This is a genomic window from Desulfovibrio sp. MES5 (genome assembly GCF_002237645.1).
Lineage (GTDB): Bacteria > Desulfobacterota > Desulfovibrionia > Desulfovibrionales > Desulfovibrionaceae > Desulfovibrio.
Map to the genome: position 1 here is coordinate 19,420 of NZ_MJUZ01000026.1, position 16,528 is coordinate 35,947.

Annotated in this window: 12 protein-coding genes and 1 pseudogene; 3 read left to right on the forward strand and 10 right to left on the reverse strand. The window is 61.3% G+C overall.

Features of this window, described 5'->3' with window-relative positions:
* Positions 1–182: 182 nt before the first annotated feature.
* The 10 genes and pseudogenes from BCS36_RS08405 to BCS36_RS08450 all read right to left on the reverse strand — a co-directional run bounded on the left by BCS36_RS08405 (position 183) and on the right by BCS36_RS08450 (position 12,690).
* Positions 183–995: a MinD/ParA family protein gene (locus BCS36_RS08405; protein ID WP_291302457.1), complete on the reverse strand. Its 813-nt coding sequence runs from the start codon at positions 993–995 to the stop codon at positions 183–185.
* The gene (locus BCS36_RS08410) at positions 995–1,819 is read right to left on the reverse strand and encodes a GGDEF domain-containing protein (protein ID WP_291302458.1); all 825 of its coding nucleotides are present in this window, start codon (positions 1,817–1,819) and stop codon (positions 995–997) included. Before BCS36_RS08410 ends, BCS36_RS08405 begins: the two co-directional genes overlap by 1 nt.
* Positions 1,803–2,916 (reverse strand): peptide chain release factor 2 gene (gene prfB / locus BCS36_RS08415; RefSeq protein ID WP_291302459.1). Its coding sequence is split into 2 segments (ribosomal slippage): positions 1,803–2,840 and positions 2,842–2,916, totalling 1,113 coding nucleotides; the frame shifts between segments, so codons are not numbered across the junction. Before prfB ends, BCS36_RS08410 begins: the two co-directional genes overlap by 17 nt.
* A 68-nt stretch (positions 2,917–2,984) precedes the next feature.
* The gene (gene lnt, locus BCS36_RS08420; protein WP_291302460.1) at positions 2,985–4,727 is read right to left on the reverse strand and encodes an apolipoprotein N-acyltransferase; all 1,743 of its coding nucleotides are present in this window, start codon (positions 4,725–4,727) and stop codon (positions 2,985–2,987) included.
* A 221-nt stretch (positions 4,728–4,948) separates the two neighbouring features.
* Positions 4,949–5,773: pseudogene (locus tag BCS36_RS08425) on the reverse strand (hemolysin family protein); the annotation flags it as partial.
* Between the two features lie 136 nt (positions 5,774–5,909).
* Positions 5,910–6,842, reverse strand: a complete 933-nt coding sequence (locus BCS36_RS08430; protein WP_291302461.1) for a hypothetical protein — start codon at positions 6,840–6,842, stop codon at positions 5,910–5,912.
* Between the two features lie 306 nt (positions 6,843–7,148).
* Positions 7,149–9,107, reverse strand: a complete 1,959-nt coding sequence (mnmG, locus tag BCS36_RS08435; RefSeq protein WP_291302462.1) for a tRNA uridine-5-carboxymethylaminomethyl(34) synthesis enzyme MnmG — start codon at positions 9,105–9,107, stop codon at positions 7,149–7,151.
* Positions 9,100–10,341 (reverse strand): M20 family metallo-hydrolase, encoded by a 1,242-nt coding sequence (locus tag BCS36_RS08440; protein ID WP_291302463.1) that lies wholly within the window; start codon positions 10,339–10,341, stop codon positions 9,100–9,102. Before BCS36_RS08440 ends, mnmG begins: the two co-directional genes overlap by 8 nt.
* A 539-nt stretch (positions 10,342–10,880) precedes the next feature.
* Entirely contained in the window at positions 10,881–11,144 is a 264-nt protein-coding gene (locus tag BCS36_RS08445; protein WP_291302464.1) for a PxxKW family cysteine-rich protein, read from the reverse strand.
* A gap of 223 nt (positions 11,145–11,367) precedes the next feature.
* Entirely contained in the window at positions 11,368–12,690 is a 1,323-nt protein-coding gene (locus tag BCS36_RS08450) for an amidohydrolase (protein WP_291302465.1), read from the reverse strand.
* Positions 12,691–13,061: 371 nt separating this feature from the next.
* On the opposite strand from BCS36_RS08450, the gene yajC reads away from it, so the two are divergent.
* The 3 genes from yajC to secF all read left to right on the forward strand — a co-directional run bounded on the left by yajC (position 13,062) and on the right by secF (position 16,325).
* Entirely contained in the window at positions 13,062–13,406 is a 345-nt protein-coding gene (yajC, locus tag BCS36_RS08455; protein WP_291302466.1) for a preprotein translocase subunit YajC, read from the forward strand.
* Positions 13,407–13,629: 223 nt separating this feature from the next.
* Positions 13,630–15,204 carry a protein translocase subunit SecD gene (secD, locus tag BCS36_RS08460; protein ID WP_291302467.1) on the forward strand — a complete coding sequence of 525 codons (1,575 nt, stop codon included), beginning with the start codon at positions 13,630–13,632 and terminating at the stop codon, positions 15,202–15,204.
* Positions 15,205–15,221: 17 nt separating this feature from the next.
* Entirely contained in the window at positions 15,222–16,325 is a 1,104-nt protein-coding gene (gene secF, locus BCS36_RS08465) for a protein translocase subunit SecF (protein ID WP_291302468.1), read from the forward strand.
* Positions 16,326–16,528: the final 203 nt, after the last annotated feature.

Consider the following 16,528-nt stretch of genomic DNA (forward strand, 5'->3'; position numbering starts at 1 on the left):
CGGTAGGGATCGTCCAGTATCTTAGCGGTATTGCTGGCAATTTTTTGTGTTCGCCGCAATCCGCCCCGTACTTCAAAGCCCGAATGCTAAGGAGAGTCAACAATAGGCATCTATTGCTAATTCAAACCTATACCTTTTATGCAGCAAGGTAAACAGTCCACGCAGGCTTTTTACGCTCTTCTTCAGTGTTTATCAGGGAGCGGCTGCAGAATTTTTCGGGGGGCCAGCCAGTCGGCCATGCCCAGGCGTAGCCTTTGCAGGCGTGAAGCCAGGTTGTGTATGTCCTGGGCCGCAGGGCAGCCTGGGGCGTAGTACATGAGGGGCTGCTGGCGGCAGACGGCTTCGGGCAGTTTCTTGTCGTTGCGGATGTGCCCCAGCAGCACGGGCTCAAGATGCAGAAAATGGCGGCAGGCGCCGTGCAGCTTGTCAAAGGAGGACTTGGCCTCGCTGGCGGAAGCAACCTGGTTGACGATGACCATAAAGTCGCGCAGCCCGTAACGGGCGTTGAGCACCTTGATGAGCGCGTAGCTGTCGGTCAGGGATGTGGGTTCCGGGGTGATGACCACAATGCGCATGGCCGCCATGGAGGCGAAGGTCTGCACTGTGCCGGAAATGCCCGCGCCCACGTCCATGAAAACATAATCGTACCGGCTCAGTTCGGGCTCAAGGCGGGCCAGCAGCACATCCCGCATGTCGGGCTGCAGTTCAGTAAGCTCTGGCACGCCCGAGGCGGCAGGCAGCACGTCAAAGCCCTCGGGCTCGACAGAATGCAGCACGTCGCGGATGCTCGCTTCGCCCAGCAGGGCGTTTTGCAGGTTGCCCTCAGGCGTGATGCCCAGCAATACGTCCATGTTGGCAAGTCCCAGGTCGCAGTCCATGAGCAGGTTTTTAAAACCCATCTGGAACAGAGCGCAGGCCAGATTGAGCGAAATATTGGTTTTTCCGACCCCGCCCTTGCCGCTCAGCAGGACCACGCTCAAGGTTTTATTTGCCATCAGTTGTTTCTCCCGAAGAAAAGAAAGCGTTTTTCGCTGGAATGAACCAGGCTTGCCCGTTCTTCCAGGCTTGCGCCGCCCGCAAGGCAGATATGGCCGCTTTGTTGCGACAGCGCGTTTTTCAGGGCGTCTTCTGCCTGGGTCAGCAGGGATTGGGCGGTGGCGCCAGTTCCCGGATTAATGCAGGCAATGCCAAGAGCGCACACAGGGGCGCTGTTGGCCAGCGCCGTGTTGCGCAGTCCGACCTGGCAGACAAAGGCTTTTTGTATCTGGTCTGCCAGCAGTCGCGCCCGCAAGGGGTTCACCCCTGGCAACAGCAGGGAATAGCGCCCCCCCGCCACATGGCTGAGGCTGTCGCAGGCTTCGCTGTGTTCACGCAAGGCGGCGGCCAGGGCCGCATCAAGCTGCTCAAGCTCTTCCCGTTCCCACTGCGTGCGTGCCGCGCCTCTGTTTGTGATATCGGCGTATATCAGGCAAAGGTCGCCCCCAGAACGTGAAAAACGCAGTACTTCACGCTGGATCTGATCCAGAAAAAGCCTGTTGATGAGCACGTTGACCATCTGGGTCGGCAGTTCGGGCCAGCCGTCAGGCATGCCCTCGGGCAGGGTTGCCCCGGCCACGGGCAGCACGCACCATCTGCTTTCCGCGTAGTCGCGGCAGAAACTCTGCCAGCGGTCGGGGCTGAAGCCCGACAAAAGGCGGGCCACCAGCACGGTGTGCGGCACATGGTCCCCAGCGTCGGGCGCGGGATCGTCCGCCGCGCCCGCCTTGCGCAGGGCCAGCAGTTCGCGCGCCAGGGCGTCAAGTTCAGCGTTGCTGCTCATGGCGATACAAAAGGTAGTCGTGTTGGAAGGCATCGATATGGCCGTCCAGAACTGCGTCCACATCGCCCACTTCAGTGCCCGTGCGGTGGTCCTTGACCAGGCGGTACGGTTGCAGCGTATACGTGCGTATCTGGCTGCCAAAGGCTATGGCGTCCTTGCCCGCGTACTGGGCCTGACGGGCCGCGTCGCGTTTTTCAAGCTCCATGTTGTAAAGGCGGGCGCGCAGAACGCGCAGAGCGGTTTCCTTGTTGTGGTGCTGCGACTTTTCATTCTGGCACTGGGCCGAGATGCCCGTGGGAATGTGGGTAATGCGCACCGCCGAGCTTGTGGTGTTGACGCTCTGGCCGCCGGGGCCGCTGGAGCGGAAAATGTCCACGCGCAGGTCGGCTTCCTTGATATCCAGTTCGATATCGTCGCCGGCGTCGGGGATGACGTCCACCGAGGCAAAGGACGTGTGCCTGCGGCCCGAAGAATCAAAGGGAGAAATGCGGATAAGGCGGTGGATGCCGCGCTCGCTCTTGAGAAAGCCAAAGGCGTGGGGACCGGATATGCGCAGGGTAACGCTCTTGATTCCCGCTTCATCGCCGGGCAGAAAATCCATTTCCTCAACCTTGTAGTCGTGGTCGGCGGCCCAGCGGGTGTACATGCGCAGCAGCATTTCGGCCCAGTCCTGCGACTCGGTGCCGCCAGCGCCGGGGTGGATTTCAAGTATGGCGTCCTGATTGTCTTCCTCGGCGGAAAGCAGCATCACAAGCTCGGTCTCGTCCAGCAGCGCGGTCAGCTCTTTTTGCTGGTTGGCCAGAGATTCGAGCGCTTCGGGATCTTCGCTTTCAGTGGCAAGGGCCAGCCATTCGTTCATGTCGTCATGGCAGGTTTTGAGCCTGTTCAGGCGGCCAACCTCATCCTCAAGACGGCGTTTTTCCTGAAGAACAGGCGTAAGGGCCTCTGGCTTGTCCCAGGCGCCTGGGCGTGAAATTTCTGTTTCTATGGCTTGCAGCCTTTTTTCGCTGGCCGCAACGTCAAAGTCGCCCCCAAAGGGAGGAAAAACGTTGGGTAAGCGGATTGCAGGCGGCGCGAAGATCTGAAAGTTGCAACATGACGGGTCGATTGGTTGAAGGTGTATCCGGCTTGCGCCGGCAGCGACCATAAGGGGCGCCGATCAATTTCAGGCGTCGGAATTGCGCCGTGACCTGCCGCGACAGCCCGGCAAAAGCAGAACGCCCAGCAGGGCGGCGGCTACGGGCAGGGGCCAGGGCCACAGGCGGTGGTACAGGCTGGGCGCGCTTTCAAGCGCGGCACGTCCCCAGAGCGCCTGTTCCCTGAACTGTGCGCCGTGCATGGTCAGACGCCCGCGGGCATCCACCACCACGGAAATACCGGTGTTGGTGCCGCGCAGTATCCAGCGGTTTTGTTCAATGGCGCGGAGCGCTGTCAGATACAGGTGCTGGCGCGGAGCTGGAGTTGCGCCGAACCAGCCGTCGTTACTGATGTCAACCAGGATGTTGGCGCCATCCTCGACCCGTGCCTGCGCCAGCCAGGGAAATATGCCTTCATAGCAAATGAGCATGCCCATAGCAAGATTGCCGTAGCGCAGGGGCGCGATGGCCGTGCCTGTCTGGTAGACGCCAACGCCCTGCAGCAGGGCTTCAAGAAAGCTCCAGTTGAGCCATTCCGGCAGGTATTCGCCAAAAGGAACCAGATGCTCCTTGTCGTAGTATCCGGCCACAGCGCCGTCGGGCGGCGTCAGCAGAAAGGCGCGGTTAAAAACGTCAGGCTCTTTTTTGTCAGCGCGTCGCTCCAGGCCTGGCGCGCCCACAAGCAGGGGGCTGCCGGTGACGGCTGGCAACTGCCGTACTCTGGGGGAATGCAGCTGATTGGTCTCAAAAAAGAAGGGCAAGGCCGTTTCGGGCCAGATGATAAGCGGATGCTCCCCAGGCCGCTGCGCCAGGGCATCGTAGGTGAGGCGCAGATACAGATCGACGGTCTGACGCTGGAACGCGGGCAGCCACTTCTGGTTCTGGTCCACATTGCCTTCCACAAACAGGGCCTGCACGCTTTGCGGCCCCACAGGGTCGGCATTCAGGGGCTGCTGGTGCAGCCGCAGCGCGCCGTAGCCCAGCAGCAGGCAGGTCATGGCAAGACCGCAGACAAGGCTGGCGGGCCGCCATGATTTTTTTACGCCAAGGCCGGAGTTGCCGGGCGTGTCAGAGGCTGCGGCAATGTCTTCCGCGCCTTGCTCTGTGCTGCCTTTTCCGCCATCTTTTCCGCCGTTTTTACAGGACGGCGCCTTGGGGCAGGGTGCGGCAGGGTGCGGCAGCAGGGCCAGGGCGCACAGAAGGGCGGCGATGACCCAGAGGCCGGACAGGCCGTACGCGCCCACCGTGTCAGCGCCCTGCACCAACAGGGGCCACGCGGCAAGCGCGCCTGAAAGCTCCAGCCAGGGAAAGCCCAGAGCCAGAGCGTACACAGCCTCAAGCACATACCACAAAAGGCCCAGCATCACGGCCCACAAGATGGGGGGGCGGTGACGCAGCAAGCGCGCCGCCACGGCGAACAGCCCCCCGGCGCTGGAAATACAGGCGACGATGAAAAGGGCGCAGGGTATGGCCAGAAGCCACGGCAGGCCGCCCACATTGTGCACGGGCATGCTGAGCCAGTAGAGGGCCGCCATGCCCCCGGCCAGACTGCTCAGCCAGCCCCGGCGCAGCGCAGCCCCCGACGTGGGGGCGTACAGGCCGAGCCAGGCCAGGGCCATCGGCCACAGCAGAACCAGCGGCGGCAGGCCTGCCAGGTCGTTGGGAAAGCCCAGCCAGATGCCTGCAGCGCCCACAATGCCTGTAAACAGCGCGGAGCTGTCAGGCCGGAATGCGGGGGCCAGCGTAGGACTCATACTCTGGGTACGGCTCATACCCTGGCCGAAGAGTCCGTCGGGCGGGCGGCGTCGGTTTCCGTCAGCGCGTTGGCCTGAGCGGACTGCACCACGGCGCTGTGGATATCATCTACTATGGCTGTGGCTTTACCGCCGAGCGTTGTCTGTGCTTCTTGCGAGTCGGTAGTCACGGCCGCTGACGCCCGTGATGCCTGATCCGCCTCATGGTCCGCCACGTGCTCCGCGCCTGAACGGCTGGCGGCGCTGTTTGCCGGTTCCATGCGCAGACGCAGGATGAGCTTACGGTCAGCTTCAAGCACGGTGAAGGTCCAGCCGCGCAGCGTAAAGCTTTCGCCGGGGGCGGGCACATGACCGGCTTCCATGCTGAGGTAGCCGCCAATGGTGTCGACCTCGTCGGAATCCAGGTCAACGCCCATGTCCTCAAGGTCTTCAAGCAGGGCGCGGCCCGTGAGCTCGTAGGCGTTATCGCTCAGGGGGCGGATGTCTTCCTTCCGGGGAGCGTCGTGTTCGTCTTCAATATCGCCGACGATTTCTTCCAGCACGTCCTCAATGGTAATGAGCCCGGATGTGCCGCCGTACTCGTCCAGAGCTATGGCGATATGCTGTTTGCGAGCGCGAAATTCCTGCAGAAGCGTTCGTATGGACTTGGTTTCGGGCACAAAGAAGGGCTCGCGGATAAGCTCGGCGATGGACGAAGGTTTGCCGCCCGTGTCAAGCATGCTGCGCAAAAGGTCCTTGGCGTGCAGAATGCCCACGATGTTGTCGCGGGTCTCTTTGTATACGGGAATGCGCGAGTGCCCCGAGCGCACGATGATGTGCGCCACTTTGCTCAGGGGCATATCGTGGGGGACGCAGTCGATATCGGTGCGGGGGATCATTGTGTCCTGCACCTGAAGATCGTTGAAGCGCAGAATGCCAAGCAGCATGGATTCCTCATCGGGCTCCACCTCGCCATCAGCGCTTGCTTCAAGAATGGCTTTTTCCAGAGATTCCTGATCGTCGTGCCCGAACAGTCTGCTCAGGCGCGACCAGATGGTACTATGACCTTCCGAGCCGCCGTCCAATGTAGTCTCCTTGGTTGAAATTGGGGCCGGGCGCGCATGTCGCGCCGGCAATGGCCTGCATCACATTTGCTGTCAATGTTTTTGCTGCCGGTGGGGGCTGCGGTCAGCCAGTCCCGGCCTTGAAGCACCGCCCGGTCTAGAGCAGTTTGCGCTGTTCCATATCCATATGCATGACCCACTGGGTTATGGGCGACACCCCCCGGGAGGGCGTGCTGTGGAACCAGTTAATCTCCGATTTGCCCTGTTCAAGCACGGCCCAGTTGGTAAACTCTGTGCCGAGCACAAGAGCCGGGTTTGGACCTTCATGCACACGGGCGTGCAGAACGGAACAAGTGCACCAGAAGGTGACGACTTTTTCATCCTTGCCCATGTGGTAGATGATGAGACAAAGTAACTGTGAACCTTTGTCCAGGTCAACTGGCTTGATATCCAGATCTTCCATGGGAAAGCGCAGGGCCATGCCCGTGGCTGAAATATTTTCAACCTGTACAGGCTCTATTTCCATGCCGCGCTTGTAGTGCAGCAGGGGACGGCTGATCTCGGAGGTATTGCGCGGTATGGGTTTGCTGGAATCCATCTCCCACACGCCAATGACGCGCACTTTGTCCTTGGGAGGCTTCACGCGGATAAAAACGCGCTTTTGCCCTGTGGAAAGGTCTTCAGGGGAGGCAAGCCGCAGCAGGGATTTTTTGCGGTTTGGCTCCACGCTCTCAATGACAGAGTGGAATTTGTAAAAAGTGGGCCCCTCAGGCAGCGTGGCGCGAAAATACACTTCCACGGTCACGCCCGCCAGTTCCCGCGATACGTAGTTCAGCACTTCCATGCCCAGCGAGGTGGGGGAAATGTATTGCAGCAGCGCGGCCAGCCCTTTGTGGGAAGCGCCTTTGTCCAGTATGTTGATGTCGAATATTTCGTTTTGCGCCTGGGCCGTTTCCAGCATCTGGCGGATAATGGCCTTGCGCCGTGCCGCCTGCTGCTGCCGCTGTATGTATGTCTGCGCGACAAGAGCCGTTATGCAGAAAATCACCAGCACGGCAATGCAAACCAAAAGAAGTTGTGTGCCCGTCATATGTTCACCAATATATATTGCTATGTAACGAGTCAGCCGCAATCAGGGCAGCCTGACGTTGAAAATATCTGTTTTCAACGTTTCGGTTCGTCCGTTACGGAGCGTAACGCGCAGATGTGCTGCGCTTGTACCTTTACGACGGGCTTCTGCTCCCGCAATAGCCAGGACAGTTTCAGGCGGCAGCCGTAAGGCGACGAAAAAGCCTTGTGAATGGCGACAGTATCGCTAGTGAAGTTGCCCTGCTGATGCGCTGCGGCGAAAAAACTACGCCCAGCGCTTTTTCTGCTCATTTCACGGGCGGGGGCATCAGAGCATCCCCAGCTTGTGCAAATGTATTTCCAGACAGGCCACGGCCGCTGGCGTAACCCCGGAGATGCGGCCTGCCTGGCCCAGGCTGAGTGGTCGCACCCGGCCAAGTTTTTCCGTCACCTCACGGGAAAGTCCGGCTACTGTGGCATAATCCATACCAGGGGGCAAGGCCGTGGATTCGAGCTTGGCCGCGCGGGCTACAAGCTCGCGCTGACGCACCAGATAGCCCGCATATTTGATTTCCGTTTGCACGCTCTCGCACGCCGCAGTTCCGGCCAGCAGCATCTCTTGTTCCAGAAAGGCTCCCAGTTCGGCTGCAGGCCCGTCAGGGCAGCCCCGCAACAGGGCCGCGAGCCCTTGCAGGTCCATCTCCGGCCTGCGCAGCACTTCCGCCAGGGTGCGTCCGGCTGGCAGGCTCGCTGCCGCATCTCCGGCAATAGCGGTTTCCGCCGTGTCATCGGCGCTGCCGCCATTGCCGCCATTATTCTTTTCGGATGGAATACGTTTTTGCTCAAGGCCAGCGCGCAGGCGGGCCGCCGCATCCTGTTTGCGGCAGAACGCGTCCCATTGGGCGTCGCTCACAAGGCCCAGATTGCGGCCCAGGGGGGTCAGGCGCGCGTCCGCGTTGTCCTCGCGCAGCAGCAGGCGGTGTTCCGCCCGCGATGTGAACATGCGGTACGGCTCCTGCGTGCCGGAGGTGACGAGGTCGTCCACAAGCACGGCCATATAGGCCTCGTCGCGGCCAGGCAGGAAGGGCGGCAGGTCGCGCAGGCGGCAGGAAATGTTCAGGGCCGCCCACAGCCCTTGCGCCGCAGCTTCTTCATAGCCCGAGGTGCCGTTGATCTGCCCGGCCAGCCACAGCCCCGGCACGGCCTTGCTTTCAAGGGTGGGCATGAGTTGCACGGGATCGGAAAAATCGTACTCGATGGCATAGCCGGGGCGCAGCATGACGGCGTTTTCCAGACCGCGCACCGCGTGGACCATGTCCAGTTGCACGTCCAGCGGCAGACTGGTGGGAATGCCGTTGGCGTAAACTTCGGCGCTGTGAAGCCCTTCGGGCTCAAGAAATATCTGGTGGCGTTCCCTGTCGGGAAAGCGGGCGACCTTGTCCTCGATGGAAGGGCAGTAGCGCGCCCCCGTGCCCTTGATGATGCCCGTAAACATGGGCGAACGGTCAAAGCCGCTCCGGATGATCTCGTGCGCGCGTTCGTTGGTCCAGGTCACATGACAGGACACCTGGGGCAGTACCGGGCCGGGTCCGTGAAAGCTGAACGCCGGGGGCGGATCGTCGCCCTTTTGCTCCTCCAGCACCGAGTAGTCGATGGAGGAGTTGAGCAGCCGTGGCGTGGTGCCGGTTTTCAGGCGGCCCAGCGTGAAGCCCAGGGAACGCAGGCTGTCGGAAAGGCCGATGGCCGGGGCGTCGCCCAGGCGGCCGCCGGGAATGCTGGTAAGCCCCATGTGGATGCGGCCGTCCAGAAAGGTTCCTGTGGTCAGCAGTACGTGACGGGCGGAAAAAGTGAGTCCCTGCGCCGTCCGCACGCCGGTGGCGCGGTCATCGCCAGCGGATATGCCGGTGACGGAATCCTGCCAGATGCGCAGGCCGGGCGTGGAGTACAGGGTTTTCTGCACAACGCGCTGGTAGGCCAGGCGGTCCATCTGGGCGCGGGTGGCGCGCACCGCAGGCCCCTTGCTCATGTTGAGCACGCGAAACTGTATGCCCGCCGCGTCGGCCCACAGGCCCATCATGCCGCCCAGGGCGTCGATTTCACGGGTCATGTGCCCTTTTGCCAGGCCGCCGATGGCGGGATTGCATGAAAGGTAGCCCAGGCGGTCAAGGTTGCCGCTCACAAGCAGCACGCTGTGCCCCATACGGGCCAGGGCCACGGCGGCTTCGCAACCTGCATGGCCGCCGCCGGCCACGATACAGTCAAAAAAGGCGGTGTTGGTATCAGACATGTGCGGGATTCATAAGTATATGGGTGAAGACCTGGGCATCCTTGATGGTCGCCGTGATGGAAGAACTCTCATTGGGTTGGTGGCAGGTGCTCGCAAGGCAGCTCCACACGGCGGCGGCAAGGCCGCGCTGCCGCAACTGGGCCGCCACCGTGGCTCCGCCGATGCCGAGGGTTCTGGCCTCGACGCCGTAGACGCGGGCAACTGCGGCGCTCAAGGCCGTGACCACAGGGCTGGTTTCGGCCACGCAGGAGGCGGCCTGCCGCTGCACCACGCTGATCTCTATCTGCACGCCGTGGCGTTGCTCCACCTCGGCGGCAAGAGCGCGCACCTTTTCCAGCACGGCCTCCGGGTCAACCTGGGGCAGCAGGCGGCAGTCCATATAAAAAACATCACTGCCGGGCACGGTGTTGATATTGGGCACATTGGCCTCGTGCTTGCCGGGCACAAAGGTGGAGGTGGGCGGGTTGAACAGGGTGTTGGTATCGCCAAAGGCGGAGCGCAGGCCATTGTGGCAGGCCAGCGCCATGTCCGCTCCGGCCAGAAAGGCGTTGCGGCCTTTTTGCGGCGTGGAGGCATGGCACTGAACCCCTGTGGTGCGCACCTTGAGCCACAGCTGGCCCTTTTCGGCCACCTCGATGACGTCGCCCCGGCGCGATCCCGCATCGGGAACAATATACAGGTCGTCAGCGCTGAAAAGTTCGGGGGCGGTTTTGAGGATATGCTCCAGGCCGTAGGCGCTGCCTGTTTCTTCGTCAGCCATAAACACAAGGCCCAGGCTCAGTTCGGGCGTGATGCCGCGCTGGCGCAGTTCTTCAGCCAGCAGCAGCATGCTTGTCACGGCCTGTTGGTTGTCTTCAACGCCGCGCCCGTACAGCAGGTCGCCTTCACGCCGGACCTGCCAGGGGTCGGAGACCCAGGCGGACAAATCGCCGGGGGGCACGACGTCCATATGGCCGAAAAGCCACAGGGTGCGTTTTTTTCTGCCGGGGATGCGGGCCACAAGATTGGGGCGCAGGCCCGAAGACACGCGGGAATCAGGGGCGTCGACACGTAAAATATCTGTTATGCCGCAGGCCTCAAGCCATTGCGTGATGAGCGCGGCCTTGGCCTCTTCGCCGTCGCCGCCATTGTCCGGCCCAAGGGCAGGGCAGGCGGTAAGGGCGCTTTGCAGGGCCACCACACGGTCTTCACGGCCTGCGAGGCCGCGCAACAGGGCGTCCATATTCTTGTGCATGTGTTCCTCCCCTGACTTCAGAGCAATGGGACGCAAAACATTTTGGCGGTTGTGCCGACGGAGTTTCGCCATGTAAAAGCACGGGCATCCGCCTTGGCAACGCCCTGGTTGGATTGCGTGCAGCCGTCTCGGGGAGCGGGGCGGCCTTGCCGCTTGCTTGGCCCGTTCACAACGGCTGCCGCCATGCAGCCGGGTTTGCCCGCAGACTCGCACATCATCAGATTCGCGTATCAGCAGACTTGCGCATCAGAAGATTCTCGCACTGGCGCTGAAAACGCAAGGGGCTGCGCTAGCAGCCCCTTGGGGAAAATCTGCGGAACAACGCTGCCCGGCCTGGCCCAAAGAAACGGAAAAACGGCTCCGCGCCGCACGGGCGAACCCGTTGACGGAACAAAAGCCGAAAATCCGATGTCTTCCATCCATGTCCGTATACGGGCAAAACCCGTATCTGGCACACACTGCCTGTGCGGGCATGCGCTCCGCCCTCCGGCCAGGCATGGAAAAATCCAGCGGCGTCCGAAGGGGTGACGGCCTGCGGTCTAGCGACCCTTGGCAGCGCGCTTGGACGCCTTGAGGGGGTTGACCTTGGCGCCGGAGCCAGCCTGCGTCTTGATATGGGTGGCAAAATTGCAGCGACCGCCGACCCACTTTTTGGAGGGCACGGGGTAGCTTGAGCAGAACTGCTCTTCACCAAATTCGCGCACGCGGTCACAGCCAGTACACTGTTCCACCACCGGCGAAAGAACAAAACCGTTAAGCACCACACCGTCAGCGGTCTTGGTGGCGTTTTCCAGAGGGGTCATAGCAAAACCTCCATGCGCAGAAGCGCCGTATTGCGAAATAGCGGCGGCACAGGGCCGCCGGTTCGGAATGGAGAAATATAGCCGAACTTGAGTCGCTGTCAAGAGGGCGACGAGCGGGAATTTCCCGCCGGGAGCCGAAGCCGTCAGGCTCAAGGCATCCGCAGGGACTCGCGCCGCAGTCTATCTGACAGTTTTTGCAGGCGATCAGCCCTTCGCGGGCATCTTATGCCAGCCCCGCCACACGGCGCACAAAATTGCGCAGCTGGGTCATTTCACGGCACAGCGCCTCATAGTCAAAGCGGGTGTATTTGCCGTCCATATACAGAATTTCGCCGTCGACCATGGTCATGCGGGTTTCCATACCCGTGGCGGCGTAAACAAGGTGGGAAACAACATTATAGACGGGCTGCATGTTGGGGGAGGTCAGGTCAAGGGCAACGCAGTCTGCGGCCTTGCCCACAGCGAGGCTCCCCAGGCGTTCGTCATGCATGGCGGCGGCACCGCCCAGGGTGGCCATGTCCAGTACTGTCTGCGCGGGCAGAAGGGTGGAATCCATGCCCGCAACCTTGTGCAACAGGGCTGCGCGCCCCATTTCTGTAAACAAGTTCAACCGGTTGTTGCTGGCGGCCCCGTCCGTGCCAAGGGCCACCGCCATGCCGCGTTCAAGCATGGCGGGCACGGGGGCCACGCCCGAAGCGAGCTTCATATTGGAAGACGGATTATGGGCCACCACAGCGTTGCTGGCGGCCAGGCAATCAAGCTCGTCAGGGGTGACGTCAACCACGTGGGCAAGGGTGCACGGGGCGTCCAGCAGGCCCATGCGGCGGCAGTAATCCACGGGTCTGCTGCCGTGCGTGTGCAGGCATATCTGCGTTTCTTCTGTGGTTTCGGCAAGATGAAAGTGGAGGGGCAGGGTCAGGTCGTGGGCGAGGTCGCGGCAGGCCGCCAGTATTTCCGGGGTGGTGGTGTAGACGCTGTGTGGATTGACGGCCACGCGCACCCGTGGGTGGGCGGCGTATTTTTCAGCCAGGGCGCGGGTATTTTCAAGCGCGGCCTCAGGGCCGGAAAAGGCCGCCGATGGAAAGGCGAACACCACTTCGCCACCCAGGCAGCGCAGCCCGGACTCTTCGGCGGCGGCAAGGGCCACCTCTTCAAAGATATACATGTCAATGTACGAGGTGGTGCCGGTGCGCAGCATTTCGGCATGGCCCATGAGGCTGCCCAGACGCACGATTTCGGGGGTAAGCTTTTGCTCCACCGGAAAGATGCAGTTGTTGAGCCATTCCATCAGGGGCATGTCGTCGGCGAGGCCGCGCAAAAAGGTCATGGCGGCATGGGTGTGCGCGTTGACAAGCCCCGGCAGCAGCACGCACTGCCCAAGGTCAACCTCCTGCTGCGGCTGCCAGCGAAGGGCCACTTCGTGGCGTGGGCCAATATCCGCCACAAGACCGTCAAGCACCGCTATGCTGGCGTTTTCAAGAACAGTGCGCGCCTCGTCCTGAGTGACAATGAGGGCGGCGTGAACAAGGGTATGGCAAGGACGCATGGCAACTCCCGCAACGACGTTTGCAAAAATATTCTGTATCCCTGTGAGGCCGGTGATGGCAAGGCCGGGCAAGCGGCAAGGGCGTGGCTTTACAAAGAGGAATAATATATTTTTATTAAATAATTACAGATTTTTGTGGCGGAGATTTCTGCCTGTTGCATCTTGCCGATGATCAGTGCCGGTTTTTGCCGCCTCGTATGATCGCCGCTTTGCCGCGCGGGGCGCGGCGGAAAGGCTTGCAAGATTGAACGCCAACGTATATAGAAATTCGCTGGTATTGTGCGCAAATCGGCTTTGAGGCGGCCTTGGGCTGCCTGGCTGTATGCGTGACGTTCAGGCCAATGACTTTGCTACACCTTTGGAGGTGCGTTTTGTTTGAATCAGTAGCCTACGCCATGGGTACCCCCCAGGCCGGTGCCGGCCCCGCCAGTGGAACCGACATGCTTATGCAGTTCCTTCCCCTCATCGTGATGTTCGTCATCTTCTGGTTTCTGCTCATCCGTCCGCAGCAGAAGCGTGCCAAGGCCCACAAGGCCATGCTGGCCGAACTCAAGCGTGGCGACCATGTGATCACGTCCGCCGGACTGATTGGCCGCATCCTTGAAATCGACGATGAACAGGTGCTGCTTGAAAGCGGAGAGTCCAAACTGCGCGTTACGCGCGGCGCCATTGGCGGCCTTGTGCCCGGTAAGGGCGGCAAGGACGACAGCAAGTAGCATCTCTGGTTTTTTGTCATGTCCGGCCCGTGGGCTGGCCTTTGCCAAGGCCGGCTCAGGGGCTTTTGGCCCTTGGAACGGGCGGCATGACCTTGGCGCGCGCCGTGATTGCGCGCGGTTCCGCCGCTGTGGGCTCCCGCCCGGTCCGCAGTTGCAAGGCTTCGGGCGAGCCGTGCCCTTCAGGGCATGCTGTGCTTTAAATCTGTTGTTTGGAAGGTGAACGATGGGTCTGCGCTGGCGCTTGATCTTGGCTTCGTTGGTATTTCTGATTTCTCTTGTGTACGCGCTGCCCAGCGTGCCCGTTATCGGGCCCGCACTGGAGCGCGTTTTGCCGTCCAGCAAGATCAATCTCGGTCTTGACCTCAAGGGCGGCATACACCTGACGCTGGGCGTGGACGTGGCCAAGGCTGTGAGCAACTCTCTGGCTATTGCCGGGCAGGACCTGCGCCGTATGGCCCAGGACGAAAAAATAGTGGTGCTGCGCCCCCGCGTCATGGGCGGCACGGCTCTGGAATTTCTTTTGCCCCGCGCCGATAATGAAGCCAAGCTCCGCGAGATCCTGGCCCGCCATTTTCCCCAGCTGAGCGTGGGCCAGCCCCAGGCGGGCGAAGGCGGACAGCTGCGCTATGTAGCTCGTTTTACGCAAGGCGAAGTCAAAAGAATTGAAGAACTGGCTCTTGATCAGGCCTTGCGCACCATCCGCAACCGTATCGACCAGTTCGGCGTGGCGGAACCCGATATCCGCAAGCAGGCCGGCAACCGCATTCAGGTGCAGTTGCCCGGCATTTCCGACCCGCGCCGCGCCGTGCAGATCATCGGCCAGACCGCGCACCTTGAATTTCATCTGGTTCGTGACGATGTGGACCCCGCCAAGGCCGTACTGCCCCCAGGGGTGGTGGTTCTGCCCATGCTGGAAAAGAACGCCGGGCAGCCCGAGGGTCACATCGCTGTTGAAAAAGACTCGATGCTCACCGGCGAAGATGTTGCCGATGCCCGCCCGGCCTTTGACAACATGAACAAGTCCTACGTGACCATGAGCTTCAACGCCCGCGGCGCGCGTATCTTTGAGCGTGTGACCGGCGAAAGCGTGGGACGCCGCATGGCCATCGTGCTTGACGGCAAGGTCTATTCCGCGCCTGTCATCCGCGAACGCATCGGCGGCGGCAAGGCAAGCATTTCTGGCAGCTTCACCACTGCCGAGGCGCAGGACCTCGCCATTGTGCTGCGCGCGGGCTCGCTGCCCGCCCCGGTTTCTGTGCTTGAAGAGCGCAGCGTCGGCCCCTCCCTCGGGCAGGAGGCCATTGACAGCGGCGTGCGCGCCGCCGTTGTGGGCGCGGCTGCCGTGGTGGTTTTCATCGGATTTTATTACGGCCTCAGCGGCCTTATCGCCAACCTCATGCTCTGCTTCACCATGCTTATCGTGATGGCGGGCATGGGCGCTTTTGGCGCGACCCTGACCCTGCCGGGCATCGCGGGCATCGTGCTGACCATCGGCATGGCGGTGGACGCCAACGTGCTGATCTACGAACGAATACGTGAAGAACTGCGCCTGGGGCTCACGCCGCTGGCGTCAGTGCGCGCGGGCTTTGACCGGGCCATGGTCTCCATTACGGACGCCAACCTCACGTCCATCATTGTTACAGTCATTCTGTACCAGTTCGGCACAGGGCCCATCAGAGGCTTCGCGGTAACCCTGGGGCTGGGCATTGTTGCCTCCATGTTTACGGCCATCTTTGTTTCGCGGGCCATTTTTGAAGAATGGGCGCGCCATTGCGGTCCCAAGGGTCTGAGCATCTAGCGCGCCGGGAGGCTGTCATGAGTTTTACCTTTATCAAACACGACACCAATATTGACTTCATAGGCAAGCGCTTTTGGGTCTACGGAGCCTCTGCTCTGCTTATCCTCATCGGCATTATTTCCGCCGTATGGGGCAATGGCCTCAAGATGGGCATCGACTTCGCGGGCGGCGTCATCGTACAGGTGCAGTTTCAGGAGCCCGTCGCCGACGAAGCCCTGAAAAAAGGCCTGGATACTCCGGCCCTGCCCGGCATCACCACCCAGCGCTTCGGCGAGGGCGGGCGCGACTATCTGCTGCGCTTCAGCAGCGCCGAAAACGCCGACGCCACGCATTTGCGCACCACGGTGATGGACGCCCTGGCGACTACCTTTCCCGGCAATGCCGCTGAAATCGTGCGCCTTGAGATCGTTGGCCCCAAGGTGGGCGCTGACCTGACCAACAAGGCCCTCAGCGCGCTTTACTATGCCATTTTGCTCATTGCGGTGTACATCTCCGGCCGTTTTGAACAGCGCTGGATGGCTGGCGCCATTATGGCGGCGGCTCTTTGGGGCGGCATTTACGTGGCCGGGCTTACAGGCCTTGGCATGGGCTGGCTTGTGCTGCTGGCGCTGGGCATAACCATGGTGGTATGCTTTGTGTTACGGCTCAACTTCGCGCTTGGAGCCGTGGTAGGGCTCCTACACGACGTTGCCATAACCGTGGGCCTGCTCTCGTTGATGAATGTTGAAATCGACCTCAACGTCATGGCGGCCCTGATGACCCTGGTGGGCTTTTCGCTCAACGACACCATCATCATCTATGACCGCCTGCGCGAAAATCTGCGGGCAACGCCCAACCTGGACATGGCGCACCTGATCAACAAGAGCGTCAACCAGACCCTTTCGCGCACCATACTGACCAGCGGCACGACCCTGCTGTCCACCCTGGCTCTGTTCTTCCTCGGCGGCGGCGTCATCCACGATTTTGCCTTCACTATGCTTATTGGCGTAATCGTGGGCACGGCCTCTTCCATCTATGTTTCTTCCGCCATTCTGCTGGCTCTGGGCGACACGGACTTTTACGTCCGCCTTGTGCAGAAAAAAGACCAGTATGAAAGGCCCGGCGAACACGGCGTGGTGTAAGTCCGCATTCGCAAAAGGCTTTTAGCCTGACTTGCAGAATCCCCGCACCTTCTGGCGCGGGGATTCTGCTTTTTGAAAGGTGCCTGCGGGTACAGGTGCGAGGTCGGGCAATGCAGGTTTGAAATGCTTTGTGGGGGGGAGAGGAGAGCAAAGAGAAAGGGGTAGGGGGAAGGAAGAGGCAGTGGAGGAGGAGAGGCGGTGGG

Bases quoted from the DNA above. Each gene is read 5' to 3' on its own strand.
- BCS36_RS08405 (WP_291302457.1), bottom strand. From the start codon at position 995: ATGGCAAATAAAACCTTGAGCGTGGTCCTGCTGAGCGGCAAGGGCGGG.
- BCS36_RS08410 (WP_291302458.1), bottom strand. From the start codon at position 1,819: ATGAGCAGCAACGCTGAACTTGACGCCCTGGCGCGCGAACTGCTGGCC.
- lnt (WP_291302460.1), bottom strand. From the start codon at position 4,727: ATGAGCCGTACCCAGAGTATGAGTCCTACGCTGGCCCCCGCATTCCGG.
- BCS36_RS08430 (WP_291302461.1), bottom strand. From the start codon at position 6,842: ATGACGGGCACACAACTTCTTTTGGTTTGCATTGCCGTGCTGGTGATT.
- mnmG (WP_291302462.1), bottom strand. From the start codon at position 9,107: ATGTCTGATACCAACACCGCCTTTTTTGACTGTATCGTGGCCGGCGGC.
- BCS36_RS08440 (WP_291302463.1), bottom strand. From the start codon at position 10,341: ATGCACAAGAATATGGACGCCCTGTTGCGCGGCCTCGCAGGCCGTGAA.
- BCS36_RS08445 (WP_291302464.1), bottom strand. From the start codon at position 11,144: ATGACCCCTCTGGAAAACGCCACCAAGACCGCTGACGGTGTGGTGCTT.
- BCS36_RS08450 (WP_291302465.1), bottom strand. From the start codon at position 12,690: ATGCGTCCTTGCCATACCCTTGTTCACGCCGCCCTCATTGTCACTCAG.
- secD (WP_291302467.1), top strand. From the start codon at position 13,630: ATGGGTCTGCGCTGGCGCTTGATCTTGGCTTCGTTGGTATTTCTGATT.
- secF (WP_291302468.1), top strand. From the start codon at position 15,222: ATGAGTTTTACCTTTATCAAACACGACACCAATATTGACTTCATAGGC.